This is a genomic window from Rhizobium sp. PDO1-076 (assembly GCF_000247475.1).
In the GTDB taxonomy this organism is placed as follows: Bacteria; Pseudomonadota; Alphaproteobacteria; order Rhizobiales; family Rhizobiaceae; genus Allorhizobium.
In genome coordinates this window covers 1-500 of record NZ_AHZC01000379.1, presented here as the reverse complement: position 1 = coordinate 500, position 500 = coordinate 1, and the positions used below count along the sequence as shown (strand labels likewise).

The 500-nt window shown below is 60.0% G+C and carries 1 protein-coding gene; it reads right to left on the bottom strand.

What is annotated here, in order from left to right; translation table 11 throughout:
- A partial coding sequence (locus PDO_RS17615) for a hypothetical protein (protein ID WP_007605140.1) occupies positions 1-402 on the bottom strand: 402 nt, incomplete at its 3' end.
- Positions 403-500 lie beyond the last annotated feature (98 nt).

The window sequence follows — 500 nt, the reverse complement described above, 5'->3', positions numbered from 1 at the left end:
ATCCTTGCGGATTGCCTCAAGAAGACCGTCGAGCGTGAGCGTAGGCGGGGTCGCGGAGTCGGGCGTGAGCTTGGTTGCGGAGGGGTTGGGCGCGTCCTCCCGCACCTCGTCGCTCGTCATAAACCCTTCAAGGTCAAAACCCGATGACCGGTCTGGGTTTGCTGGATCCAGTTGCATATTGATATCAGGCACATTGCCTGCCCCACGGGCCGCAATAATCAATTTTGGTCTATCGCCGGACGGATTGATGTTCGCGTTGTCACTCGCCGCTGCTGTCGAGGAGCGACGACCTGCAAAAGTGCCGGGTTGGGGTTGCGCGTTGTCCGCCTCCGCCGCCACGTTGAGCTGGTCGTTCCTCGCACCTTCGGCTCGAGGCAATTTATGAGCTCCAACGACGGCCATGTATTTTATCCTATCTCAGTTATGGCACGCCACAATGGGCGTCCACCGACCACGCGCGCTGCGAGGCGCCGCAATATGCCCGGACCAGCAGTGATCAG